Genomic DNA, 24,451 nt, shown 5'->3' with positions numbered 1-24,451 from the left:
GGCACAATTTTAAATTACTTTAACTCTTCTTCGCTAGAAATATCATAAGTTTTACTGATAGTTTGTGCTTGTTCTATCGCTATGTCACCTTGCCAACGCGAATGCACCATAGAAACCGCCAGAACATAACGGTCATTGGGCAGATCTTCGCCTGTCAGGTTCATCGGGTAATCCGATTCATAGCTCTTACCCCACACTTGTTCATAGCGCTCGTTGACATAATCGTACAAACCGATTTCTAGCTTAGGAAGCGGACAGTATGGGTTAAGCAGGTCTTTCTTATCTATTCGCCACGTATCTTTTGAAGCCCAGCGTACTTGCTGACGCATGGCAACTTCACCCAAAATGATCCATGTACTCCAAGAGTTACCCCCTTCGCCCTTTACGTTCAGGCGATACAAGCCAGAATCGAGCTGTGACGCTAAGTTATAGCGCTTGCGGTACAAACTGACCGAGGCGTTGTTAACCACTTCGCTTTCTTTGGTGAACTCGCTATCGGAAGAAACGACTTTATCTACCCACTTTTCGAAGGTGATGTTTTGGATTTCTTGTTCAGATTCGACATCAATTGAAACCCGAAATGTGTCTCGACCTGGGCTTTGGATGATGTGTCTCTTAACAACAACCGAGCTAATCCAGTCCGGTAGCGTTTTCTTAGTGAGGGTTTTACCACAATCTTTGTTCAACGCTTGGTCGAACAGTTCATTGAGGTGCTCTTCTCGAGATTGAGAAACATTGATTTGCCAAACTTCCACTAGAGAATCAAACATCTGCGGTAGATCATTATCCAACAAATGTTTATGCACTTGAGTGAGAGCATCGCTGCTCTTAAACCAATCTGTGGCGTACGCGGTGTTAACCACGCTCGACAGTATTAATAGTGGAAGTAAAGCTTTTTTCATTACGCTTTCATCTTGTAGCCAACGCCACGTAGCGTTTCAATCTCTAGACCTGGCAGTTTCTGTCTTAACTGAAGAACGTGCGTGTCTACTGTACGTGTTGTTGGGAAGTGGTTGTAACCCCAAACGTGGTCAAGCAGTTCGTCGCGTGTAAATACGCGGCCAAGATTGCTTGCCAAGAACAGCAGAAGATCAAACTCAGTACGTGTTAACGTGACTTCTTGCTCATTAAAAAACACTTCACGTGTTGCCTTGTCGATAACAAGGTTTTGAGCGATAACTTTTGACGCGTCTTGCTCTTCAGCATCTGGTAGGCGAAGTTGAGCACGGATACGAGCAAACAACTCTGCTTCTGCGAATGGCTTCGTTAGGTAGTCGTTAGCGCCTGAATCTAGGCCCGCTACTTTGTCTTTTACCGTAACCAGTGCAGTCAGCAAGATTACAGGAATATCTTTCTTTTTCTTCCAGCTTGGAAGTGAGTCTACTGAGTCACCATCAGGAAGTTGACGGTCTAGAATAACTAGATCCGCTTGTTCCCAATAGCCTTCAACTTCAGAGATCAGTTCAGCATGTAAACATTCATACCCAGCTTGCTCTAGGCTAACTAATAGGCCATCAGCTAAATTCTTATCATCTTCAACGAGAAGCAATGTCTGTTTCACAAGGTATCTCCAAAATAAATGTTGTCGGGGGGCCGATTAACGTCATGTGACCGCCCATTTTTCCAACCATAGATTCTACTATCGTCAGACCTAAACCTAGTCCACTCTTACTAACGAATGGCTTTCTTAGTTGCCCCCAGTCTTTGCGGGACAAGTCTCCATTATCTATAACTTTGAATGTCAGCTTCTTGTCAGAAGTATTCAGTTCTAGTATCACTGGTGCGACACCGTATTTAACAGCGTTCCTGATCAGGTTATCGATACAGGTTCCTAACCAATATACGTTCACTTTCGCAGCAATATCTTGGTTGATTCGTAGCTCGATTCCAGGAGCGAAATCTTCTTCAACTTTGTACTCTAACCACTCTTGTACACTTGGTACCCACTCTGTTGCAAGTGGTTGATTGTCTGACTGTAAGTAGTCTTTACTTGCCTCTGCTAGCTGTCTTAAACGACGTGTATCTTCACACAGTCGACGGAATTCATCATATACCGATTCAGGTAAGTGTTCGAACTCTCGCCTGAACCCTTCAACAGTCAATGACAAACTCGCAATCGGCGTTCTCAGTTCGTGCGTTAAGATCTGAAGAACCAACATACGACTCTTCAATTCCTGTTTCTTACTGTTCCAACGGTATATCGCCCAACCTAGCACAAGCATGATGTTGGCAATCACCAAGATGAACATTGCGACCTGAAGCAGTTCAGAGTGATCTTCAATTTCCCAACACACATTACCACGTTGGACGAAACAGCTCTTACCTTCTGAAGATAAGCTGAACGACAACCCTGCTAACGTCGCATTTTCATGCCAGTCAGACTCTTTGTATAGGTAATATCTGTCGCCCCGTTTGACCCACATTTCATCAAGTTCAACAAACATGCTTGCGCCAGCCAGAAGCGCGGTAATGGCTTCATTGTCCATCTGCTGCAAACGAGATAGCAGTTCATCCTGTTCAGTATTTGGACGCTCTTGGATGTGCATAAAGCGTTTTAGCGCATCGAACTTTTCTGGGTATTTCTCAACGTAACGTGCTGCATAAGAGCCACCACCTGGGTGAATCAGACCGCTACGGCTAAACCAACGGTCAGATAGCTTAGTGCCTTTACACATCGCACGTGTAAACACCAAAGGCTCCGTTATTAATGGGCTTAACGGCAACTTACCGCTACAGGTTTTTGATAACTGGTATAAGCGTTGAATATCTTTTAATGGGTACTCTGCTGTTTGCGGCAGCATTGAAGAAGGCGTGATCAAACGTGTCGGATAATCAGCCTGAAGCAATCGAATATCATAAGATTCGATTGCCGTTTCATGATCAAATAGTTTGGTGAAATTATCGATACGCTCAGGCAAAGAATCAGCAAACGCGTTTACTGATACTGATAACGTAGCGATAAGAAGAGTAAATGTTCTTTTGATGATCACAAACCAGCGCAAATTCATATAGATCAAACAAATATATACCATTCGCTTTCAAAGATAAATTTTAACCGCATGAAAAACAGCAAGAATGACGACTAACTGTCATTAAATTGACTTGATTGCGCTCAAAGCGAGCGGATGTACTAGTCTAACGCATTAGAGCTAAGCCATTTCATCGTCGCTATGGGAAGCAATTAGTGCGCTCATGTTCTCTCACATTCGCACTATTTCCCCGCACTCTGTGGGCACAAAAAAGGAGCTCAATTGAGCTCCTTACTTTTGTTTCTAGAACCGACCTCTATAGGTGCTCTAGAATACCAAGACAGCTTTGTTTAGCATCGCCAAACAGCATCTGTGTATTGTCTTTAAAGAACAAAGGGTTTTGTACGCCTGCGTAACCCGTGTTCATAGAACGCTTGAACACGATAACGTTTTGAGCGTTCCAAACTTCAAGCACTGGCATGCCAGCGATTGGGCTGTTTGGATCTTCCAGAGCTGCTGGGTTTACGGTGTCATTCGCACCAATAACCAATACAGTATCTGTCTCGTCAAAGTCATCATTGATCTCGTCCATTTCAAGAACGATATCGTAAGGGACTTTTGCTTCAGCAAGCAGTACATTCATGTGACCCGGTAACCTACCGGCTACTGGGTGGATACCAAAGCGAACGTTTACGCCTTGTGCACGCAACTTTTCAGTAATTTCATGCACTGGGTACTGAGCTTGAGCTACTGCCATGCCGTATCCAGGAGTAATGATTACTGACTTAGAGTTCTTAAGCATGTCAGCCACGTCTTCCGCTGAAGTTTCACGGTGTTCACCTTGATCTTCATCGCCTTCAGACACTTGTACTTCCTGACCAAAACCACCAGCAATAACACTAATGAACGAGCGGTTCATTGCTTTACACATGATGTAAGACAGAATCGCACCCGACGAACCAACCAGTGCACCAGTTACGATAAGCAGGTCGTTTGCAAGCATGAAACCTGCCGCCGCAGCAGCCCAACCAGAGTACGAGTTCAACATAGAAACAACCACTGGCATATCTGCACCGCCGATCGACGCCACTAAGTGGTATCCGAATGCGAACGCGATAAGTGTCATCACCATCAGTGCGAACATGCTGCCATCTGCTTTAACGAACATGATCATAAGTAATGTTGAAACCACGATAGCCGCTAGGTTCCATTTGTGCTTGTGAGGAATGTTCAGTGCAGACGAAGAGATAACGCCGCGAAGCTTACCAAACGCAACAATCGAACCTGTGAACGTCACAGCACCGATAAATACGCCAAGGAACACTTCCACTAGGTGGATAACGTGCTCTGCATGAATATCAGCAGGGTTAAGTGACACAGCCGCCGGTGGATCGATGTAGCTGTTGTAACCCACAAGTACCGCTGCCATACCTACGAAGCTGTGCAGAATTGCCACCAGCTCTGGCATTTCGGTCATTTCTACTTTTCTTGCGTAGTGGATACCAATACCACCACCGATCACCATTGCAATGATGATCCACACAATACCCGCAGAGTGAGGGCCAAAGATCGTCGCGATCAACGCGATTGCCATACCCGTAATACCGTAATAGTTACCTGCACGTGCAGATTCCTGCTTCGATAGTCCAGCCAAACTCATAATAAAGAATACAGCAGCAACAATATAAGCTGCTTGTACTAATCCTTCAGACATCTGTTACTCCTTAGTCTTTACGGAACATTTCAAGCATACGTTTGGTCACGGTAAAGCCACCAAAGATATTGATACTTGCAATTAAAACGGCAATAAACGACAGGAAAGTCACGACGCCGCTTCCCTGTCCAATCTGTAATAGCGCACCCACCACAATGATCCCTGAAATCGCGTTCGTTACAGACATCAAAGGCGTATGAAGAGAATGGCTAACATTCCAAACTACGTAATAACCCACCACACAAGCGAGAACAAAAACGGTAAAGTGAGATAAGAACGCAGCAGGAGCCACCGAAGCTATCCAAGCGAATGCACCAACCGCAATGGCCATGCCTGCCGCTTTTTTAACTGGCGAAGTAGGCTCTTCAACTTTTTGCTCAGGTTTCGTTGCTTTTGGCTTAGCCTGTTGAGGTTGAGCAGAAACTTGAATTGGTGGAGCTGGCCAAGTGACTTCGCCCTCTTTAACGACTGTGACGCCACGAAGTACAACATCTTCAAAGTCGATATTGATGTTACCGTCTTTCTCTTTGCAAAGTAGTTTCAGTAAGTTCACTAGGTTAGTCGCGTACAGTTGGGAAGACTGAGTAGGTAGACGACCAACCATATCGGTGTAACCGACAACCTTCACACCATTCTCTGTTGTGATCACTTGATCCGCAACCGTGTATTCACAGTTCCCACCATTTGCTGCCGCAAGGTCCACAATTACGCTGCCTGGGCTCATGCTATCGACCATCTCTTTGGTGATAAGTTTAGGCGCAGGACGACCCGGAATCAGTGCTGTAGTAATAATGATATCAACGTCTTTTGCTTGAACCGCGTAAAGCTCTTCCGCTTTCTTGTTGAACGCGTCAGACATCTCTTTTGCGTAGCCATCACCAGCGCCTGTATCTTCCTGAAAATCCACTTCCAAGAACTCAGCGCCCATCGACTCCACTTGCTCTTTAACTTCAGGACGAACATCGAATGAACGAACAATGGCACCTAAACTACCAGCTGCACCAATTGCCGCCAAGCCAGCAACACCCGCACCAGCAACCAATACTTTCGCTGGTGGAACTTTACCTGCCGCTGTAATTTGACCCGTGAAGAATCGACCAAATTCATGCGCCGCTTCAACAACAGCACGATAACCCGCGATATTGGCCATAGAACTTAGTGCATCGAGCGCTTGAGCTCTTGAAATACGAGGCACAGAGTCCATTGCCATAACATTAATATTACGGCTTGAGAGCTGCTCCATTAATTCCGGGTTTTGAGCCGGCCAAACAAAGCTGACCAATGTTGCGCCATCTTTAAGTAGGTCGATTTCATTCTTAGTATCATCAACGATTGGAGCGTTAACTTTAAAGATAATATCGGATTTCCAAGCTTCATCTGCGCTTACAACTTTTGCACCAGCTTGTTCGTAAGCTGAATCTTCAAAACTTGCTAGCGCACCTGCTTGTGATTCAACACAAACTTCAAACCCTAACTTTAGAAGCTGTTCGACCGATTTCGGCGATGCAGCGACTCGCGTTTCACCAGCGAGCGTTTCTCTTGGTACACCTATCAACAAATTAGACTCCTTGTGTATCAATTTGTGATTATTATTCTTACCAAAGGCAAATTAAAGAGATCGTAAGCGCACTTGGCTACACCAATTTGCATAGCGATACTTTAACAATTGGTACAATGACTTATTCGTTTGTATCTAACGACAACTAATACTTCAAGCGTTTTGTTCAAAGAACAGGAAAAGTTATTACTTATAACGATTTGGATGGAATTTGAGCACTTAATTTAGATAAATGATGCCCCTCTCGAATAAAGAGGTCAAACCACTTGCCAATAATCCTTTTAATAACAACCGACTAGCTGCTCTTTGTCCCTAAAACTAAAAAGAGCTTTCAGCATATACACTGAAAGCTCTCTAAATTATGACTAGCATCAAATCTAACCCTAATTGGTTAGCTAAATATGCTATCGCCCATTTGGTCGATGAACATTTGCGACTTTTTGAGCATCAATTCGTTGGCGTCTTCTTTGTTTGAAACAACATCTGAACGAATAAAACGATGACTTTTAATCTCACCATCAATTTCTTTCTCGATACGCCCGGCAACACGGTATTGACCAGATTCAGCAATGGCATCTTGATAGATATTGAACCCTTTATATTCGACTGGCTCAATCTCTACTTTTTGTTCGGTTTTTTCTTTGCCACCAAATAATCTAGAAAAGAATCCCACGTTTTTTACTCCTTAAATGACGTTACTGATACTAACCTATCATGACTGTTTACGGTTCAACAATGGCTTTTCATACCATTGCAATTCTACGTCATCATCAAAATTGTGTTGACTAAAGATCACGGGCACATTGTCCTTACGATCGCGTCGTCTGTCGTCAATAATCATACTTTCTGCATTTTTGACCGCGATCTCACTATTCCTTTTGTACAGAACCAATTTATCTTCTGGTAAGGCCGAAAGGAAATCGATATCAAAGCGAATATAGATAGGTTTTAACTGACCTAATGCTAAACATGCGAGATCAGCCAACTGCTCGTTTGTATAACTAGACACGTATTCTTCGGTAGACAATACATGGCCCACCAGCGTCTCCATATAGTTATGTACATCCACACTAATTTGCATACTACACCTCCGTTTGTAGCTCTATGTAAGATCTAATCTTCAACCTTGCCTTAGACGTCATGCCAACCTGGTTGGTTTTGGCTGTTAAAGCATTATGTCGGTCAATTTTAAAACAAATATTAAACCGTTTTAAAATCGAATATGCCCCTTAAGTATTAACCACATAGGTTTTGTTAAGTATCTATAACGACTAATTAATTTCTCATATATACTGTGTAGTTCGTTCTGTAGTTAATAGCAACCTGAATACATATAAAAGCGGTTGCACCAATAGCGACCTATGACTATGTTTTCACTCTCGTTTAAGCAAAATGCTTGGCAATCGCTTGTTTAACCGTATCCTACGTATAGTATTAATTAATAAGATCATCATTATAGTTAGGCTCACCACATAAATGGCATCTTCTTTTGTAACGTCGAGCATGTTTCGATTTTGCTTCCCTTTACTCCTTCTAGCAATTTTACTTGCAGGTATGAACAACGTCATTCTGGTGACGGATTCAAACTTAGGGTTTGCTAGCAACCTTCCGTATATTCTATTAAGCGTTGCGGTATTGCTATGCCATACATTCAGGCAAGGGCGCATGGCCATGGTGTCAGTGACCATGCTTGTCGCCTATTTTGTAATCCAAGTTCGTTTGCAAACCCCATTAAATACCGGAACGACACTATTAGAGCTCTCTCTACTCGCGGCATTAGTGCCTGTCACCTGCCTACTTGTGTACGCCTTCCCAGATACGGGCGTGAATTCTAAGTCAATGTTCTTGTATGCTCTGGTATTGGTGTTATTTGTGGTGTGGGCGCAACTTATCGTTTCTCATTTTCATGCCGGAGGTTTTGAATCATGGAGCGAAGGCATCCTCTTCACCGTCAGAGACTTTTCTAAACTGCCTTTCGTTTTAGTCTTATATAGTCTGTGTTTATTGGGTTTAACTTCGATTTTGGTTCTGGTCTACAACCGTTCAATCGATGTGGTTGTGTATAGTGCGATCCTGCTGGCGTCGAGTACCTTTATCTTTTTCGATGTTCAGTACATATCGAGCACGATGTTTTCTTTGTCAGGCACTTTAATCATTGTTTATGTGATGTCTGCTAGCCACGATATGGCATTTAATGACCAACTAACAAACATTCCAGGGCGTCACGCCTTAGAAGTCGATATGAAGCATCTAGGGCGCAAGTATTCAATGGCGATGGTCGATATCGACCACTTTAAGAAGTTCAATGACACGTACGGGCACGACATTGGCGATGACGTGTTGAAATTAGTGGCGAGCATCTTAAAAGAGACGACAGGTGGCGCTCGAGCTTATCGTTATGGTGGAGAGGAATTCACGATCATCTTCAAAGGTAAACATACCGAGCAAGTCAAAGAACACCTGGAATCGCTTGTTTCACAAGTGCACGACTACGATATGACAATTCGTAACACAAAAGAGCGACCTGATGATCATGATGAAGGCATCAAAAAGCGTGGTAAAAATGGTCAAGCATCTGAAATTGTCAATGTGTCAGTGAGTATTGGATTGGCAGACAGTACAACCACCAAGCACCCTGAAGAAGTATTGAAGCTTGCCGATCAAGCATTGTACAAAGCCAAAAAGACGGGCCGCAACAAACTCTGTATTCATAGCTAAAAAACAAAAGCCAAGCTCTATACGTGCTTGGCTATGATTCTTTGGTTAATTAGATATTTGGTGCTAAATGCAGTTCGCTTTAAACAGCAAGCAACTAGTCTTGGTTGAAGAACAGAACGAGGCTACCACCTTTTAAGCTACTCCCGTAGTTGATCGTAAAACCGATGCCTACATTATCAACCCATTCATTGAATAAGTTGGGGTTCAGCAACCAACCTACACTGCCCTCATAATACGAGGTCGTCCCCATCGACTCCACGCTGTCCCCACCGATATCAATTCTTCTAATGCTCGAATACATCGATGTAATGTTTTTATCCCAACGCACGAGATCGTAGAAGATCTTAGCTTCGTTAGCGATATACCAACCTTCCGGGTTCCCTACATCGCCGTTGTTAGCTTCTCCCCAACCAACACCATTAAAATAGTGCCAACTGGTACTCAGTTTGTATCTCCCCCAGGGATTTTTATCTTCAAAAATCAGCTTAATTTTTGGCTCTATGATATATGCCCACGCATCTGTGTTGTAATAAAGTCCATCCAATTGGTCCTGAATAGGCTCAAGTAGTGACGAGCGGTATTCAAAGTCGTTGCGATAATAAGAGATATGATTACCAATACCTGAATGAAAGCTCCAGTACTCATTTAATTGAGAGACATTAGCAAACTCGACGTAACCAGAAACCACAGACTCTTTTTGATAATCGCTTTTTATCGTCGCTGCATATTCAACGTCGTTCTCGATACGCAATGCTGATAAGCGCAACGTTATCTCTTGATGGTTGTCTTCAATGTAGTTGGGCAGCTCAAAGGTATAAGGAAGACTGAGAGATGTGATGTTTTGACGGCGACTTACCGAATCATTCGAGCCAACATCTTCATTGTCTAAACTAAAAACTTCATTTGGATCGAAGTTATTAATACCAAAAGTAAAAACATCGGTATCGTTGAGTAATACACTGGTCGCAAAACGCTGCTCTAGCTCCTTGCGAAATGCATCTGACAAAGCGTTGGCTGAAACCGTAGGTGAGGTAATCAAACAAAGCGCAGGGACAATCAGTGTCCAACGCGAATTAGCCATAGAAAATGACTTTGATTGTGGCATGTCGTTTATCACTTAAAACACTTCCTAGTTCAAACGCTACTAGGATTATAAATTCAAATTACTAAAAGAGCTCAACGGCTATCGTGTGTGCTCTAAAATGTTGCGCTGGATATAGGTGTTTCTACCGCTTTGTTTTGCTTGATACAGCGCTTGGTCGACCTTCTCATAGATGGAGGCTAAAGACTCATCGCCATTCGGCACAAACGACAACACCCCTTGTGACGCTGTCACTCTATCTGAAATCGTAGAATACTCATGTGCATAGTTCATATCATAAAGCGCTTCTTTGATACGAATCGCCTGCTGTTCTGCAGCATCACTGTCGGTATCACTCAAGATAAGCACAAACTCTTCACCGCCATAACGGCCGACAAACTCTCCAGCTCTTACAAACAGTACCTTTAGGGTATTAGCAAGGCCTTGTAAGCACTTATCTCCTTGAATGTGCCCGTAATTATCGTTGTAAGGCTTAAAGAAGTCTACATCGAGTAGAATCACCGTCATGGATATATTACGTCTTCCGTGCCACGCAATGCTCTCTTCAAGCTTAGTATCCATATATCGACGGTTGTACAATTTGGTGAGGCCATCTTCATTGGCTTGCTGTTGTAGGAGGATGTTGAGCTCTTCTAACTTGGCGGTACTTTGCTTCAGCTCACGCCTCATGTAGGCGATTCGCTGCATGGCAATCAGTTTAGAATTGAGTACGACTTTATTTACCGGCTTGATCAAATAGTCGTCACCACCCGCATCAATGGCCTTGGCTATCATCTCAGGCTCTTCGTGACCGCTCAGAAAGATAATAGGTACCCATTCAGGAAATCGTTCACGGATCTCGTTCGCTACTTCAAAGCCATCCATTTCAGGCATACTAATATCAAGCAAGACGAGCTCTGGATCAAAACCAGAATAAACGTTCAGGGCTTCTTTACCGCTGCCGACAGCTTCAACAATATGACCTAATTGTTTTAGTCGAATAGCAAGTTGCATTCTGTCTAGCTGAACATCGTCAACCAGCAATATGCGCATCGAAGATCCCTTTTCTATCATCGCATCACCTTTATCGAGTGTTGAATATTCAACGTAGCTCATTTTTGGGCTTAAATCATGCCCTAATCTCTATATTATATTGACTTTTTTACAGATCTTTTTAGCATTGTTTCTTTTTAAAGAGAAATACTATGTCAGACGCTACAAACACAGAGCAACAAGAAATCGATTTAACCACAATCTCTCCTGAACTTCGCCAAGTTATCGAATTTGATGAAGTGCCAAAAGAGATGCACTTTATGGTTACTTCTATTCATGAAGTGTCTGAAGAAGCAGTACGCGAAGCTTGGGACAGCCTGCCAGCAAGCGCACAAAATGTTTTGGACAACTTCGAGCAGTTCCACGCTCTAATCACGGTTAGCCAAGCTTTCGCTGGTGTTAACGTGATGGAAGAGTTCCCTACTCTTAAACTTCCAGAAGGCATGACTGACGAAGAAAAAGAAGAGTACCGCGCTCAACTACTAGACCAAGTTCTACACAACTGTGTAAAAGACATGGTTAAACAAATCAAGAAAGCTCGTCGTGATGCTATCTTGAAGCGTGATTTTAAAGAAGTTTTCACTAAATAAGCCGTTGCTCAACCTTAAATTAGGTTGAACGCAAACAGTGATACTGATACTAAGCCGCCTGTTGCTTTAAACAAGCGGCTTTTTTATACCCACTGCTTTTTCTATTGGTCGCTTATCTGCGACTCATCAATACTTCATGCCGCTCTTGCGCTGTGCAAATAATATGACTTTGCACTGATACAGTGTGGCTCAAAACCGAAGCTTATACCGTATAAAAATGACGCATGTTCCCATTCATGGAATCAAGATCGAGTTTTACCTAATCTAAAACCAATAACTTCAAACAAGAACTCCAAAGCAGGCAAGTCGCGTTAACTTTTAATGAGTAACGGCAATGTCTCTTTGAGCTACACTCACGCCCTTAATCTGGGCAAATACTTGCTGGCCGACTTTAAGGTCAAGCTCATCCAATGCCCAAGAAGTAATGGTTGCCCATAGATAACAGCCAGACTCCAATTCCAACTCAACCGCCACACTCTGCTTATTGCTCCCTTGTTGATGCGTCTCTACGCTTTTAATCGACACAGGAAGAATGTTACGGATTGAAGTGCCTTTTGGCTCCTCTAGCGTGATTGAGACATCATTTGTCCTGACCTGAAGCCTTACGGTAGCCCCAATCTCACTCGACACTTTCTGAACCCACAAAGACGTAGACTTTCCGAGCATTAAACGAGACAAAGCGTAATCGTCGTTGTGCTCTGCCAGTTTCGCTTCAAACAGTGAGCTTTGCTCTGAGAAAGACTGCCAAGGCTGCATCGCACGTGACGCCCATACCTGTTCGGTCACACCAGACGACACTACCTTACCTTGGTCAATGATGACCAAGTGATTCGCCAATCGTAAGATTTCGTTAAGGCTGTGAGTGACGTAAATAATCGGGATTTGTACGGTCTCGGATAAGTTCTCCAGAAACGGCATCACTTCACGCTTTCTAGGTAAATCAAGAGATGCCAATGGCTCATCCATCAACAAAATGCTTGGCCTAGATAACAGAGCTCGGCCAATCGCCACACGCTGCTTCTCTCCGCCAGATAAACGAGCCGGATAACGATCTAGCAACGAGTTTAATGAAAGCAGCGACACGATCTGATCAAAGTGCGCTTTATCTGTGCCTTTAACACCGTATTTAAGATTCACCGATACCTTCATATGAGGGAACAGCCTTGACTCTTGGAATACATAGCCCACATTGCGCTTATGCGTTGGCAAGTTAATCCCTTGTACACTGTCGAACAAGGTTGTCCCCGATACACTGATCAAACCTTTGTCTGGCTGTTTAAGGCCACTAATGGCATTGATTAAAGAGGTTTTACCCGCACCAGAGCGACCAAAGATCGCCGTGATACCACGGCTTGGCAGTTCTAAGTCGATATCGAAGAAGGTTTCACCAAGCTGCTGTTGGTATTGGAGGATCAAAGCACTCATGCGTTACCTCCCAAGCGTTGTGCCGACTTCCTGTTTAACCATTCAGACAACATCAATGAACCCAGCGCTATCACAATAGAAATCGCACACAGGCGTGCGGCTTCCATTTCAGTACCTGGGGTTTCAATAAACGTGTACATAGCCAGTGGAATGGTTTGAGTTTCACCCGGGATATTGGATACAAAGCTGATCGTAGCACCAAACTCACCAAGGCTTCGCGCAAATGAAAGCATGGTTCCCGTAATGATCCCAGGGATCATTAAAGGCAAGGTGATAGTAAAGAATACTCTGACTGGTGAAGCACCTAATGTGGCGGCCGCCTCTTCCAATTTACTATCGACCGTTTCTAAGCTTAAACGAATTGAACGAACCATTAATGGCAGTGCAACTACGACACAGGCTAATGCCGCGCCTTTCCAACTAAAGCTGAATACGATACCAAACACCTCATTCAGCCAAGAGCCGATAATGCCTTGTCTACCCATCATCACCAGCAACAAATAGCCAATCACCACGGGAGGCAACACCAAAGGTAGGTGAACAATACTCTCTAGAATGCTTTTTCCCACAAACTGCTTTTTAGCAAGCAGCCACGCGAGGCCAATCCCGATTGGGATCAGCCATAGGATGGCAAATCCAGCCACTTTCAAGCTAAGCATTAAAGCTTGGTATTCGTATTCCGATAGGTACATCATTTAACGCACTTCAAAACCAAAACTGTTCAAAATGTCCTTCGCTTGCTCGCTACTAAGGAAAGTATAGAACTCCTGAGCAACCACTTGGTCACTCAGTTTCGCTACAGGGTAACGTATTGGTGTATGCAAATCTGCCGGGAACGTCGAAACAAGACTCACTTCCTTGGATAACAGCGCATCCGTTTTGTAAACAATTCCGAGTTTAGCTTCACTGCGTTCAACTAAAGCCAGAGCCATACGAACATTGTTACTTGGTGCCAATCGACTGCTCACATTATCCCAAACACCGAGCGATTCTAATGCTTCTTTTGCATAGATGCCCGCAGGAACCGACATGGTGTTGCCAACCGCAAGCCTTTCATTATCAAGAAGTTTAGACCACTGATCACCTTTTGAAATATCAAATGAAATTGAATCTTCCTTTGGAGAAATTAGCACAAGCTCGTTCTCACAAAGATTTGTGACATTGTCACTAGAAACATAGTTTCGATCGACAAGATGAGTCATCCATTTTTCATTTGCCGAGATAAAGATGTCTGCTGGTGCACCTCTTTCGATCTGTCGTACTAATGAAGATGTGCTGGCATAGACAGGAATCACGTCAACAGAATGGTTTTTCTCAAACTCTTCAACTAACAGATTCACTGCATTAGTCATAGACGATGCCGCATAGACACGGAGTTTCTCGGCAGCCAAAGCATGAGCAGAACTCAATGAGGTGGTTAACGCTACCGCTAGAAGAGTGACTAGATTTTTCATTGCTCTCACTTATCTGTTGTTCTTTTAATTTCTTGGCCAGTTTGTTTCAGCTCAGGCCAAAGCAGGTCAAGATTTAAGTGGTCTTCGATGGCATCGGCAATTCGATTAATACCCAACTCTTTCAGTTGTTCGTGGTCAATCGCTGCTACTTCATTAGCACCTGCCCATTCACAAATCAGGGATAACGCATCGCTGTTATCCAATACACCGTGCAAGTAGGTACCAAATATCGAGTTATCTGAGTTTATCGCGCCATCAAGGTTGCCAGATTCTAACTGAACCGGTAATACCATTTCATTGACATCAGTCCTACCTACGTGAATTTCATACCCTTTTACTGGTGCTGACTTTCCATTTAGGCTTAAATTCCCAAGCACGTTCGTTAACGTTTTCTGTTGCGTTAACGTGGTTTCAGCATCAAGGTACCCTAACCCTTCACTGCTTCCCGGCTCGCCTTCAACGCCATCAGAATCGTGGATAAGATTACCGAGCATCTGATAACCACCACATATGCCCATCACTTTGCCACCTAAACGCAGGTGACGCTGAATGTCTTTGTCCCAACCTTGCTGCTTCAAATAATCCAAATCGGCTCTTACTGACTTAGTACCCGGTAAGATGATCAAATCAGCGTTGTTCAAACGCTCACCTTTACCGACGTAACGAAGATCAATCGAAGGATTAAGTCTCAACGCGTCAAAGTCCGTATGGTTGCTGATTCGTGTTAGAACAGGTACCACGACTTTTAGCTTAGCCTCTCCATCGGATTCTTGAGCGGAGGTAATGGCATCTTCAGCTTCCAAATTAAAGCCATGCAGATATGGCAACACACCTATTACAGGCTTGCCCGTTTTCTCTTCTAGCCAATCAAGGCCCGACTGAAGCAACGCGATATCGCCTCTAAAACGGTTAATCACAAACCCTTTTACACGAGCTTGTTCAGATTCAGATAACAGAGCTAATGTGCCATACAGGTGCGCAAATACACCACCACGGTCAATATCAGCCACAATAATCACTGGGATATCTGCCTTTTCAGCGAATCCCATGTTCGCGATGTCATTCTCACGAAGGTTAATTTCAGCTGGGCTTCCGGCACCTTCAATCATCACGCTATCAAATTCTTCTAAAAGTCGATCAAATGAATCAATAACCGTATTCATCGCAACTTTCTTGTAATCATGGTAGCCAGTAGCATCCATATTACTTAATGCACGGCCTTGTAGAATCACTTGAGCACCGGTGTCTGAGTTGGGTTTAAGCAATACAGGGTTCATGTGAACCGAAGGTTCGATATTACATGCTTGAGCCTGAACAGCTTGAGCGCGGCCGATTTCGCCACCGTCTTCAGTCACTGCACTGTTCAAAGCCATATTCTGTGGCTTGAATGGTGCCACCTTAATTCCCTTCCTGGCCAAAACACGGCATAAACCTGCCACCAATACACTTTTTCCGGCATCTGATGTGGTACCTTGAACCATAAGGGCGTTTAATGGTGCTCGCATTCGTACTTAAATCCTTAATTTCTCAGCCCGCAGGCAATACTTCTCTTGCACCATCTTAACGTCATTGACGACGAGATGCTCAATAAAATGAATGGAAAATGAATGTGTTACTCACTCTAGATTCAAACCGAGTGTTGTTTAATAGCCTCATCGAAACAAAACGTTTCAACTAACAAACAACATTAAGGGGTTCACCATGAAAAAAACTGTATTAGCTATCGCAACCACTATTATCCTTGCTCCAACTTTCGCAATGGCTGGTGACCACAAAGACAATAAGCACGAGAGCTCTATTGCTTACACAGGACCTATTGAAACCGTTTCTGTCGCGACACTACTTGCAGACACAAGCATGTTTTCTGAGCAAGACGCAATTGTAGACGGCAAGATTGTTCGCCAGCTTAAGAACGATACCTTCATCTTCTCTGACGGCCAGAGCGAAATTCAAATTGAACTGGACGACGATATCCGTCTAGCACAACCGTTAACAGCAGATACCAAAGTACGTATCTTCGGTGAATACGAAGGTGGCAAAACACCGGAAATCGAGGTTGACCACATCCAAATTCTATAACCGACAAATATAAAACTAACGCCTTCAAATAAATTGGCCTGCATATTGCAGGCTTTTTTGTATTATACTGCCGCAAAATACATTTATATGGAGTCACCATGCTAGGTTGCACTAACAAGACTGTCCTTTTAGGACTAGCTGCACTGTGTTCATTCTCTGCGTCTGCAAACAACTTTAACTACAACACATTCGAGCTGCGCATGGGTACCAGCCCTAGTACTTTCGGTGGTGAAGTCACAACCATGTTTACTCAGAACTCACACTTTGTAGCTCGCATCGATTCAGAATTTGAAAGCGATTGGGATGCTGCTGTCGGTATGGGTTTTAACGGTCCAATTAGTCAATTTGCTGATGTGACTGGCCAAATGCTACTTCACAACATTGAGCGCAATGACGACAACCACATCAAGACTGAAATTAACCTAGGCTTAAGAGCGTGGTTAATGGCAAACGTTGAAGTTAACGCTCGCCTTGGTCAACTGATCGACAATGATGATACTCGCTCAATCGTGGGTATTGGTGCCCGTTTCCATTCAACAGAACAACTGTCTGTTGGTCTAGATATGCGCAATAACGGTACATACGGACATCAGCTGTTAATGTCTGCTCGATTCGGCTTCTAAGCTCACTATACCCCCTAATGTAAGTGGCTAATTCTTATTGATTATTCATTTACAGCATGATTTTAAGGCTAATGGGTTCTTTACCTGTTAGCCTTTTTTCGTTCTCATCTTTTACCATCAGTTTTATACAAACAGCTTCACGACACGCTGCGTTCTATTCTTGATTTGGGCCATCCAACCACATCCGCTCTAGTTCCTTTTATACAATTAAATTATTAATAAATGCCAATTGATAAAACATCCTCATTGCGGTATGGCATACCGATACTATTTGCGAAAATTTTGCTGAATATGGAGTACCTTAATGGGTGTAAGCAGTATTTCTATTAAGAACAAACTAACATTGATGTTTGTTGTCATTATCTTCGCCATGACGATGATTCAAACTTATATCACTGGCAAGCAACTGTTGAACGAAACTTACCGTTCTATCCAACAGTATTCGACCACGCTTACCGAGGCCAATGTTTCTGGAATTGAAAAGTGGATAGAAGGTCGTATTAACGTTGTAAATGCAGCGAAAGACGCGTTCAAATACACGGACGATCCAAAAAGCTATTTCACCCAAAGTACTAACGCAGGTCGATTCCAAATTGCGTATGCTGGACTTTCTGACGGCCGTTTCCTACAAGGTGTCGATCTGCCCGTACCCGAAGGTTATGACCCCCGCACTCGCGACTGGTACAAAGTGCCAATGTCTACAGGCAAAACAGTAGTGACAGAACCCTACGTCGATGTGGCAACCAATGATCTTGTCGTGACCATTGCCAGCCCTTTCAATACCAACGGGTATTCAGGTGTTATTGGTGCAGATCTTAACCTAAATACGTTGATTAACGACGTTGTAAGCATTGAGCAACTAGGCGTTTACGCATTCCTTGTCGATGGAAATGGTAAAATTGTTGCCCACAGAGACCGTGACTTTACGCTTAAATCAGTTGCTAACGTCCCACAAAACCTCTCTGCGAATAAGATCAAATCGCTATCTCAAGATCCGGGTTTTGAGGAGATGAGCATCGACGGCGCGGCGTCTCTACTTTCAGCGAAAAAAGTTCCTCATACCGACTGGTACTTCACTGTAGTTATCGATAAATCCCAATCTTTTGCTTCTTACCGCTCGTTGCTTCGCCAATCGGCCATCTTTGGCCTGATTCAGCTTGCCGTTATTGCATTTGTGGCAATGTTTGTCATTAAGAAAGCACTCGCACCCCTAACAACGTTAAGTTCAGAAATGAAAGCATTATCTAAAGGCGATGGTGATTTAACCCAACGTATTACCGTCAACAGCAAGGACGAAATTGGCACACTGGCTCATCACGTGAATGCGTTCATCGCTAAGCTACAAGAGATTGTCCGTGATATCGCAGACTCTTCTAGCCAATTGAACGAGCAATCTGAAGTCAGTACCAATGTTGCTCGCCAAACGAGCGATGGCCTAACAGTTCAACTGCATGAGATCTCGCAAATCGCAACCGCAGTTCACGAGATGTCGGCAACAGCTGAGGAAATGGCAAACAACGCACAGATGACAGCAGATTCAGCGATCAGTTCGACTGAAAACTGTGAGCAAGGCAAGCGTGTGATTATTCGTAATCAAGATTCAATCACTAACCTTGCACAACAGGTAGAAAATGCATCGGGCATCATTCAAGAGCTTGAAAAGAATGCCCTAGACATTAACACGATCCTTTCAACAATTTCAGACATCGCAGAGCAAACTAACCTACTTGCACTTAATGCAGCGATTGAAGCGGCACGTGCTGGTGAACAAGGTCGTGGTTTCGCAGTGGTTGCAGATGAAGTACGCGTGCTATCTCAACGCACTCACAGCTCTACTGATGAGATTCGTGAAATGATTGAGACTCTGCAGAAAAACAGTGTTAGTGCCGTTGAATCAATGCAGCGTAGCCAAGACTTAGCTCAATCTAGTGTTGATGATGCGAACAATGCCACCACAGCGCTTGAAGAGATCGCAACATCGATCCAGCAGATCTCTGATATGGCGTCACACATCTCGAATGCGGCATCTGAGCAAAGAACCGTGACTGGCGAAGTAAGCAAAAACATCCAATTAGTTAATGATGTGTCAGACAAGATGTCGACGGAAGCCGATAACTCGCGTCACCTTTCAGAAGAATTACGTGGCATCGCCCAACAGTTGAATACCCAAGTTCAGTTGTTCAAGTACTAACAAGATTGTTGGCCAGAAGCCAACAAAAAGCCCCCGAACACAACGGTGCACGGGGGCTTTATTTTCTCCTGGTGAAGAACCATTAGTGTCAGTTCACCTACCTCAATCAGTCTTGCATAGTGATAGTTACAGGTTAACCATCAGCATCTTTTTCTGATGATCTAGGTACTCTTCATAAGTACCTTGGAAACTCACTAATTGCTGGTCTTTCACATCAATGATGTGTGTTGCCAGTGAAGATACAAACTCACGGTCGTGACTCACAAAAATAAGCGTACCTGGATAAACCTTCAGCGCATCATTTAGCGCTTGGATCGCTTCCATATCCATGTGGTTCGTTGGTTCGTCCATCACAAGAACATTGATGTCTTGCATCATTAGCTTACCAAATAACAGACGGTTCTTCTCACCACCAGAACAGTTACGTGCTTTCTTGTTTGCATCATCAGCAGTAAACAGCAGACGACCTAGAATGCCACGTACCATTAAGTCATCGTGCTTCGCTGTACGCCACTGTGAAATCCAATCGAATATGCTCAAGTCGTTGTCAAAGTCTGCACTGCTATCTTGCGAGCAGTAGCCGACTGATGCGTTTTCAGACCATTTTACGATACCTTGGTTTTGCTCCAATTCACCAACTAGACAGCGTAGTAAAGTGGTTTTACCTACGCCGTTCTCACCGATAACTGCAAGGCGCGTACCCGCCTCAAGTAACAAATTACCACCAGCAAATAGCGTCTCGCCTTCGAAACCGTGGCCTAGCTCTTGAAGCTCAAGCGCTTGACGATGCAGCTTTTTACCTTCGCCGAAGTTAATCGATGGGCTCATACGGCTCGAAGACTTCACTTCATCAAGGGTGATCTTTTCCATCTTCTTGGCACGAGAACTCGCTTGCTTCGCTTTTGATGCATTGGCACCAAAACGGTTTACGAAGTCTTGCAGTTCGTTTATTTCTGCCGTTTTCTTCGCATTAGAAGCCAGAAGTTGTTCACGACGTAAACCCGATGCTTCTAGGAAGTACTCGTAGTTACCTGGGTAGATACGAAGTTCACCGTAATCGATGTCCGCCATGTGCGTACATACCGAGTTCAGGAAGTGTCTATCGTGCGAAATGATGATCATTGTACATTTACGCTGGTTTAGCTCTTCAGCAAGCCAGTTGATGGTGTGAATGTCCAAGTTGTTGGTCGGTTCATCAAGTAACAAAATATCTGGGTTCGCAAACAATGCTTGCGCCAAAAGCACACGCAGTTTCCAACCTGGAGCCACTTGCTGCATCAGGCCAAAATGAAGCTCTTCTTCAATACCCGCTTGGATAAGAATATCGCCAGCACGACTTTCCGCTGTATAGCCATCCATTTCAGCGAACTCGCTTTCAAGCTCTGCTACTTTCATACCGTCTTTTTCGCTCATTTCAGGCAAAGAGTAAATACGGTCACGCTCTTGTTTTACTTCCCATAACTTTCTGTCGCCCATGATCACAACGTCGATTACGCTGTGCTGCTCAAAAGCAAACTGATCTTGGCTCAATACGCCCAGTTTTTCTCCTGGAGTGATTGAAACGTTGCCCGAGCTTGGCGTTAATGCGCCACTTAGGATTTTCATGAACGTCGATTTGCCGCAACCATTGGCGCCGATCAAACCATAGCGATTGCCGTTACCAAATTTAGCGGAGATGTTCTCAAACAAAGGCTCTGCGCCAAATTGCATTGTGATGTTCGCGGTAGATATCAAAGAAGTAATTCCTAAGCGTGTACTGGATAGATCATTATTAGGTCACTGAATAAACCTAAATAAGGACTACGAAAGTATGGATTAAACAAAAACGAAGCGCGGATTATATAGAGATCTGGATCACGTTGTCGAGGCTAAACAGTAACCTGATGACGAACAGAGCCGAATTAACGATATTTACTAAGATTTTAGACCGTAATACGAAAAAATCCCCGCTAATTCAATTAGCAGGGATTCAATTTTCCAAAAGAGAAAGTCTCAGAACAAGTCTGAATCAACACAAGCTAAGTCTATTTAGTCACTTTCTTCTGAACGTACTTCTGGCTTACATCGACAACCGCAACATCTCTAAAGAAGCTTCTTCCCAAAAGAAGTGGGAAAGAAAGATGCGTTCGATCTGCAAGTGTAAATTCAGTTTTGTCTTTTAGGTCACCAATTTGGATAGAAGCAACAACCACGGCACGACGTTGTGTGCCTTCAGCGCTAGATTGTTTGATCTTCACCCAACGCTCTACAGGTAGGCTGATCTCTTCTGTTGTGATGCCATCATGTTCAATCTTGAATTTAACCCAATCTTTGCCATCACGCTCAAAATCGACGATATCAACCGCACTGATTGAAGACGTTGTCGCACCAGTATCGACACGTGCTTTAAACGCTTCTTTCAAACCTGGAACAAATACCCACTCTTCTTCACCAAGAATCAATTTACCATCACTGGTTGTTGTAGGTTTCGCTACCGGCTTTTCTTCAGGTTTTGGCTTTGCTTCTGGTTCAGCTGGTTTTACTTCTTCTGGCTTCTCAGTAGGTTCCGTTACTTTGTCGCCTTCAGTTGCGTCAGGCTTAGAAGAGTCATCAACTACTGGTTGTTCGACCTGAGGCTTTTGCTCTGGTTCAACTGGCGCTTGAGTCGTAGTTGAACAAGCAAACAGACCGCCACTAAACATTAGGATTATAATCGCTTTCCAATTATACATTCAGTCACCTCCTATTTTGATACGTTGGCTATCGCTTTTGCTACGTAAGGAATGTGGGATTCAGAAAGGCCTGCAATATTGATGCGTCCATCACCAACACCGTAGATGCCATATTCTTCACGTAATTGATTCATTTGAGTTTCTTTAAAGCCTAGTACAGTAAACATACCTTTATGGCTTTCAATGAAATCAAATTGTGACGTGTTATAAGTATTTCGCAATTCATCACATAAACTTTGGCGCAGATTTAACAAACGTTGCTGCATTTCACTCAACTCTTGCTTCCAAATCGTTGTTAGCTCTTGATTCTGAAGAATTGTTTTCACCAAAGCCGCACCGTGATCTGGCGGCATCGTGTAAGTTGAGCGAGCAAGCGTCAGTAGCTTACCTTTTGCGTTGCCAACGTGTTCGCTATTCTTACCAATCACAATCGCCGCGCCCGTTCTTTCTCGGTACAAACCGAAGTTCTTTGAGCAAGAGGTGGTAATCAACATTTCTTCCACGTTGTTCGCCATATGCTGAAGACCTTTCGCATCTTCTTCTAGCCCGTCACCAAAGCCTTGGTAAGCAATATCAACAAACGGCAAGAAGCCATTTTTCTGTGATAGTTTGGTAATTTCCTGCCACGCTTCAAAGTCGATATCCGCACCCGTTGGGTTATGACAGCAACCGTGCAGTAATACCACATCTGATGGACCCGCTTTTGAAAGGTCATCCAACATTCTTGCAGTATCAACTTGCTTCGTTTCAGGACTGAAGTAATTGTAGTATCGAACTTTTAAGCCTGCCGCTTCCATTACAGGTTTGTGGTTCACATAGCTTGGGTTTGAGATCCAAACTGTGGTGTCTGGTTGAGAAACTTTCATTAAGTCACCCAACATACGCAGTGCACCACTTGCACCTGGTGTTTGAATCGCAGCAACGCGATCCGTTGCAGAAGTCCCTTTAAGCAGGAGATCAATCATGCTTTGGTTGAACTCTTCACAGCCCGCTAGGCCAACGTAAGCTTTGGTTTTCTGCGTTTCAACAACGATATCTTGAGCCATAGAGACGGCTTTCATGATCGGTGTTTCGCCTTGGTCATTTTTGTAAACGCCAATACCTAAGTCGACTTTATCAGTACGAGTATCGCCGCGGTAAGCAACAGAAAGAGATAGAATTGGATCTAAAGTTGGTTTTGGTAGATGTGAAAACATGAAAGTCACAGCCCTTTGAAATTCAAGTAATGTACTTCACGTTAACATTATCGTAGTCAAATCAGAAACATTTTTTAATAGAAGCGCTTAGTTACCATAAGTAATCAGAGCTTGGTCATTTTACGTCGATATTTAGCGTAAATTTCAAACAACCATTTGTACTTTTACCAGTTAAAGCCTACCTGCATCGATTCAGTGCTCATTGTGGACACCACGTTTGAATTGCCTTGGTGTCATTCCCGACCACGCTTTAAATCGAGTACTAAAATTGGCGGCGTTCGGATACCCAACTATCTCGCCAATGTGTTGAATGGACCAATCGCTGGATTTCAACAAACGAGCCGCGTACTCCATCCTCATTCGCATGATGTGTGTCATAGGACCATGCGAATAGTAACGCTGGCATAAGCGATGAAAATGCGGTTCTGAACACGGAAACAGGCTTGCCAGTTCATGCACGTTCCACTCTTTGTGAAGCTGCTTTTGAACGCCGTCGAACACTCGTCTCAAACGAATCAAATTTCTTGATTGTTGCTGCGGAACCGGCGCGTTAATCATGAACTCGATTTGAGCCACACTGTGATTGGCAATCGCTCCACCTAAATCAATTGGCAAAGCAATACTTCTTAGCAACGTATGTATGCAAGATGAGACGACTTCTGCAGCTGGAGATAACGTGTAACTCACCTCATCAGTAACGACATTCTCCCATTGCTTATCATGCGATAGGAAGATCCACGCTATCTGCCATGTTTCTTCTTCAATACCAAAACCGTTCTCAACGCCTGCTGGCACAGTAATGCACGACCCCGGCTCTAGAATATATAGACACCCTTCACTTTCGAGGCACCCTTTGCCTCTTACGGTGTACAGAAGCATATGTTTTTGTTGGTTCTTTCGATAAACAGAAAAGAAATCGCGGCACGATGCTGTCCCACATTGAACGATACCCAGCTCTTCAAATGCCAATACATGGCTTTGATCGACAAACTCTTGATGCGTTTTTTCAGAGATGTCGTAACGTTCTTGTTTATCACTCATACCACTGTTAACTCATTCAATTGGCCAACACATAAAAGTAGATAGTTT

General features: G+C 43.8%; 22 protein-coding genes. 5 read left to right on the top strand and 17 right to left on the bottom strand.

Features of this window, described 5'->3' with window-relative positions:
- Window positions 1–14: 14 nt before the first annotated feature.
- The 7 genes from OCV52_RS16695 to OCV52_RS16665 all read right to left on the bottom strand — a co-directional run bounded on the left by OCV52_RS16695 (window position 15) and on the right by OCV52_RS16665 (window position 7,322).
- Complete coding sequence (locus OCV52_RS16695; protein ID WP_137407387.1) at window positions 15–902, bottom strand: DUF2861 family protein; 888 nt, start codon at window positions 900–902, stop codon at window positions 15–17.
- A complete protein-coding gene (vxrB, locus tag OCV52_RS16690) occupies window positions 902–1,561 on the bottom strand; it encodes a response regulator transcription factor VxrB (RefSeq protein ID WP_061030933.1) in 660 nt (219 codons plus the stop codon). The genes OCV52_RS16695 and vxrB overlap by 1 nt, the downstream gene beginning before the upstream one ends.
- Complete coding sequence (vxrA, locus tag OCV52_RS16685) at window positions 1,536–3,008, bottom strand: sensor histidine kinase VxrA (protein WP_137407447.1); 1,473 nt, start codon at window positions 3,006–3,008, stop codon at window positions 1,536–1,538. The genes vxrB and vxrA overlap by 26 nt, the downstream gene beginning before the upstream one ends.
- A 277-nt stretch (window positions 3,009–3,285) precedes the next feature.
- Entirely contained in the window at window positions 3,286–4,683 is a 1,398-nt protein-coding gene (pntB, locus tag OCV52_RS16680) for a Re/Si-specific NAD(P)(+) transhydrogenase subunit beta (RefSeq protein WP_061030932.1), read from the bottom strand.
- A 10-nt stretch (window positions 4,684–4,693) separates the two neighbouring features.
- The gene (gene pntA, locus OCV52_RS16675) at window positions 4,694–6,241 is read right to left on the bottom strand and encodes a Re/Si-specific NAD(P)(+) transhydrogenase subunit alpha (protein WP_137407388.1); all 1,548 of its coding nucleotides are present in this window, start codon (window positions 6,239–6,241) and stop codon (window positions 4,694–4,696) included.
- A gap of 391 nt (window positions 6,242–6,632) precedes the next feature.
- The gene (locus OCV52_RS16670; RefSeq protein WP_008224143.1) at window positions 6,633–6,914 is read right to left on the bottom strand and encodes an HlyU family transcriptional regulator; all 282 of its coding nucleotides are present in this window, start codon (window positions 6,912–6,914) and stop codon (window positions 6,633–6,635) included.
- 39 nt (window positions 6,915–6,953) lie between these two features.
- Entirely contained in the window at window positions 6,954–7,322 is a 369-nt protein-coding gene (locus OCV52_RS16665; RefSeq protein WP_008224142.1) for a late competence development ComFB family protein, read from the bottom strand.
- Window positions 7,323–7,717: 395 nt separating this feature from the next.
- Between OCV52_RS16665 and OCV52_RS16660 the strand changes: the two genes are divergently transcribed.
- Window positions 7,718–8,959, top strand: coding sequence for a GGDEF domain-containing protein (locus OCV52_RS16660; protein ID WP_137407389.1), 1,242 nt, complete (start codon window positions 7,718–7,720; stop codon window positions 8,957–8,959).
- Between the two features lie 94 nt (window positions 8,960–9,053).
- Here the strand turns inward: OCV52_RS16660 and OCV52_RS16655 are convergent, their stop codons facing one another.
- Together OCV52_RS16655 and OCV52_RS16650 are read right to left on the bottom strand one after the other, a co-directional pair.
- Complete coding sequence (locus OCV52_RS16655) at window positions 9,054–10,064, bottom strand: Solitary outer membrane autotransporter beta-barrel domain (protein ID WP_137407390.1); 1,011 nt, start codon at window positions 10,062–10,064, stop codon at window positions 9,054–9,056.
- A 78-nt stretch (window positions 10,065–10,142) separates the two neighbouring features.
- Window positions 10,143–11,114: a diguanylate cyclase gene (locus OCV52_RS16650; RefSeq protein ID WP_198778267.1), complete on the bottom strand. Its 972-nt coding sequence runs from the start codon at window positions 11,112–11,114 to the stop codon at window positions 10,143–10,145.
- Window positions 11,115–11,245: 131 nt separating this feature from the next.
- On the opposite strand from OCV52_RS16650, the gene OCV52_RS16645 reads away from it, so the two are divergent.
- Window positions 11,246–11,683 (top strand): DUF3069 domain-containing protein, encoded by a 438-nt coding sequence (locus OCV52_RS16645; protein WP_008224132.1) that lies wholly within the window; start codon window positions 11,246–11,248, stop codon window positions 11,681–11,683.
- A gap of 318 nt (window positions 11,684–12,001) precedes the next feature.
- On the opposite strand, the gene modC is transcribed toward OCV52_RS16645, so the two are convergent.
- Genes modC through OCV52_RS16625 form a run of 4 tightly spaced genes read right to left on the bottom strand, consistent with a single transcriptional unit; the run spans window position 12,002 to window position 16,067 of the window.
- Window positions 12,002–13,108 carry a molybdenum ABC transporter ATP-binding protein ModC gene (gene modC, locus OCV52_RS16640; protein ID WP_137407391.1) on the bottom strand — a complete coding sequence of 369 codons (1,107 nt, stop codon included), beginning with the start codon at window positions 13,106–13,108 and terminating at the stop codon, window positions 12,002–12,004.
- On the bottom strand, window positions 13,105–13,803 hold the full coding sequence (gene modB, locus OCV52_RS16635) for a molybdate ABC transporter permease subunit (RefSeq protein WP_137407392.1): 699 nt from the start codon (window positions 13,801–13,803) through the stop codon (window positions 13,105–13,107). Before modB ends, modC begins: the two co-directional genes overlap by 4 nt.
- Window positions 13,804–14,562, bottom strand: coding sequence for a molybdate ABC transporter substrate-binding protein (gene modA, locus OCV52_RS16630; protein WP_137407393.1), 759 nt, complete (start codon window positions 14,560–14,562; stop codon window positions 13,804–13,806).
- A 5-nt stretch (window positions 14,563–14,567) separates the two neighbouring features.
- Entirely contained in the window at window positions 14,568–16,067 is a 1,500-nt protein-coding gene (locus OCV52_RS16625; RefSeq protein WP_137407394.1) for a cobyric acid synthase, read from the bottom strand.
- Window positions 16,068–16,263: 196 nt separating this feature from the next.
- Between OCV52_RS16625 and OCV52_RS16620 the strand changes: the two genes are divergently transcribed.
- From OCV52_RS16620 to OCV52_RS16610, 3 genes are all read left to right on the top strand, one after another.
- On the top strand, window positions 16,264–16,641 hold the full coding sequence (locus tag OCV52_RS16620; RefSeq protein WP_137407395.1) for a YgiW/YdeI family stress tolerance OB fold protein: 378 nt from the start codon (window positions 16,264–16,266) through the stop codon (window positions 16,639–16,641).
- Window positions 16,642–16,739: 98 nt separating this feature from the next.
- Window positions 16,740–17,264, top strand: coding sequence for a hypothetical protein (locus OCV52_RS16615; protein WP_061030923.1), 525 nt, complete (start codon window positions 16,740–16,742; stop codon window positions 17,262–17,264).
- A gap of 304 nt (window positions 17,265–17,568) precedes the next feature.
- On the top strand, window positions 17,569–19,455 hold the full coding sequence (locus OCV52_RS16610) for a methyl-accepting chemotaxis protein (RefSeq protein ID WP_137407396.1): 1,887 nt from the start codon (window positions 17,569–17,571) through the stop codon (window positions 19,453–19,455).
- A 126-nt stretch (window positions 19,456–19,581) separates the two neighbouring features.
- Here the strand turns inward: OCV52_RS16610 and OCV52_RS16605 are convergent, their stop codons facing one another.
- The 4 genes from OCV52_RS16605 to OCV52_RS16590 all read right to left on the bottom strand — a co-directional run bounded on the left by OCV52_RS16605 (window position 19,582) and on the right by OCV52_RS16590 (window position 24,403).
- Window positions 19,582–21,189: an ABC-F family ATPase gene (locus OCV52_RS16605; RefSeq protein WP_137407397.1), complete on the bottom strand. Its 1,608-nt coding sequence runs from the start codon at window positions 21,187–21,189 to the stop codon at window positions 19,582–19,584.
- A gap of 290 nt (window positions 21,190–21,479) precedes the next feature.
- Complete coding sequence (locus OCV52_RS16600; RefSeq protein WP_137407398.1) at window positions 21,480–22,166, bottom strand: putative ATP-dependent zinc protease; 687 nt, start codon at window positions 22,164–22,166, stop codon at window positions 21,480–21,482.
- A gap of 11 nt (window positions 22,167–22,177) precedes the next feature.
- Window positions 22,178–23,362: an amino acid aminotransferase gene (locus tag OCV52_RS16595; RefSeq protein ID WP_137407399.1), complete on the bottom strand. Its 1,185-nt coding sequence runs from the start codon at window positions 23,360–23,362 to the stop codon at window positions 22,178–22,180.
- A gap of 192 nt (window positions 23,363–23,554) precedes the next feature.
- Window positions 23,555–24,403, bottom strand: coding sequence for an AraC family transcriptional regulator (locus tag OCV52_RS16590; protein ID WP_137407400.1), 849 nt, complete (start codon window positions 24,401–24,403; stop codon window positions 23,555–23,557).
- Window positions 24,404–24,451 lie beyond the last annotated feature (48 nt).

It is taken from the genome of Vibrio chagasii (assembly GCF_024347355.1).
GTDB classification, from domain to species: Bacteria; Pseudomonadota; Gammaproteobacteria; order Enterobacterales; family Vibrionaceae; genus Vibrio; species Vibrio chagasii.
The sequence above is the reverse complement of the archived record's forward strand: the minus strand, read 5'-3'. Positions and strand labels throughout refer to the sequence as shown.

Coding starts and splice junctions, on each gene's coding strand:
- OCV52_RS16695 (WP_137407387.1), bottom strand. CDS start 902: ATGAAAAAAGCTTTACTTCCACTATTAATACTGTCGAGCGTGGTTAAC.
- vxrA (WP_137407447.1), bottom strand. CDS start 3,008: ATGAATTTGCGCTGGTTTGTGATCATCAAAAGAACATTTACTCTTCTT.
- pntB (WP_061030932.1), bottom strand. CDS start 4,683: ATGTCTGAAGGATTAGTACAAGCAGCTTATATTGTTGCTGCTGTATTC.
- OCV52_RS16665 (WP_008224142.1), bottom strand. CDS start 7,322: ATGCAAATTAGTGTGGATGTACATAACTATATGGAGACGCTGGTGGGC.
- OCV52_RS16660 (WP_137407389.1), top strand. CDS start 7,718: ATGGCATCTTCTTTTGTAACGTCGAGCATGTTTCGATTTTGCTTCCCT.
- OCV52_RS16655 (WP_137407390.1), bottom strand. CDS start 10,064: ATGCCACAATCAAAGTCATTTTCTATGGCTAATTCGCGTTGGACACTG.
- OCV52_RS16650 (WP_198778267.1), bottom strand. CDS start 11,114: ATGATAGAAAAGGGATCTTCGATGCGCATATTGCTGGTTGACGATGTT.
- OCV52_RS16645 (WP_008224132.1), top strand. CDS start 11,246: ATGTCAGACGCTACAAACACAGAGCAACAAGAAATCGATTTAACCACA.
- modC (WP_137407391.1), bottom strand. CDS start 13,108: ATGAGTGCTTTGATCCTCCAATACCAACAGCAGCTTGGTGAAACCTTC.
- modB (WP_137407392.1), bottom strand. CDS start 13,803: ATGATGTACCTATCGGAATACGAATACCAAGCTTTAATGCTTAGCTTG.
- modA (WP_137407393.1), bottom strand. CDS start 14,562: ATGAAAAATCTAGTCACTCTTCTAGCGGTAGCGTTAACCACCTCATTG.
- OCV52_RS16625 (WP_137407394.1), bottom strand. CDS start 16,067: ATGCGAGCACCATTAAACGCCCTTATGGTTCAAGGTACCACATCAGAT.
- OCV52_RS16620 (WP_137407395.1), top strand. CDS start 16,264: ATGAAAAAAACTGTATTAGCTATCGCAACCACTATTATCCTTGCTCCA.
- OCV52_RS16615 (WP_061030923.1), top strand. CDS start 16,740: ATGCTAGGTTGCACTAACAAGACTGTCCTTTTAGGACTAGCTGCACTG.
- OCV52_RS16610 (WP_137407396.1), top strand. CDS start 17,569: ATGGGTGTAAGCAGTATTTCTATTAAGAACAAACTAACATTGATGTTT.
- OCV52_RS16600 (WP_137407398.1), bottom strand. CDS start 22,166: ATGTATAATTGGAAAGCGATTATAATCCTAATGTTTAGTGGCGGTCTG.
- OCV52_RS16595 (WP_137407399.1), bottom strand. CDS start 23,362: ATGTTTTCACATCTACCAAAACCAACTTTAGATCCAATTCTATCTCTT.
- OCV52_RS16590 (WP_137407400.1), bottom strand. CDS start 24,403: ATGAGTGATAAACAAGAACGTTACGACATCTCTGAAAAAACGCATCAA.